General features: G+C 71.2%; 1 protein-coding gene. It reads left to right on the top strand.

The features are described 5' to 3' along the window. The coding region (locus tag RE027_RS17945) for an IclR family transcriptional regulator (protein WP_368809657.1) at positions 1-732 on the top strand (732 nt) is incomplete at both ends.

The raw sequence follows: 732 nt of genomic DNA, 5'->3' as shown, positions 1-732 counted from the left end.
GACCGGGCCATCACGGTGCTCGAGGTCCTCGCCCGGACCGGCGGATCGACGGTGACCGAGGTGGCCGCGGAGCTGGAGGTGCACAAGTCCACCGCCTCGCGGCTGCTCAGCGCCCTGGAGATCCGGGGCCTGGTGCACCATCCGAGCGACGGCAGCAGGTACCAGCTCGGTTTCGGCATCCTGCGGCTGGCGCACGCGATCCCCGGCCGCCTGAGCGTGGTGGCCGAGGCGCGCGACGAGGTCCGGGGTCTCGCACGGACCCACTCCGAGACGGTCAACCTGGCGGTCCTCCGGGAGGGCCACGCCGTCAACGTGGACCAGGAGATGGGGCCCTCCTCGGTCGCGACCCACGACTGGATCGGCAGCCTGACCCCGCTGCACGCCACGTCCAGCGGGAAGGTGCTGCTGGCCGGTCTGCCGTCCGACGAGAGGGCCCACATCATCCGCGTCCATGGACTGCCCGCCCTGACCGGGCGCACCATCACGTCGAGGAAGCAGCTGGAGCGCCAGTTGATCGAGGTCGCCGCGCGGGGCTACGCCACCGTGTGCGAGGAGTTCGAGATCGGGCTGAACTCCGTCGCCGTGCCCGTGCGGGACCATCTCGGCACGGTCACCGCCTCGATCAGCGTCTCCGGGCCGGCGTTCCGGTTCACGGAGGAGAAGATGGCCGACGTCGTCGAGGACCTCAAGGAAGCCGGTCTGCGCGTGAGCAGGCGCATGGGGTACGTCCCC

It is taken from the genome of Kocuria sabuli (genome assembly GCF_040981185.1).
Taxonomy (GTDB): domain Bacteria; phylum Actinomycetota; class Actinomycetes; order Actinomycetales; family Micrococcaceae; genus Kocuria; species Kocuria sabuli.
The sequence above is the reverse complement of the archived record's forward strand: the minus strand, read 5'-3'. Positions and strand labels throughout refer to the sequence as shown.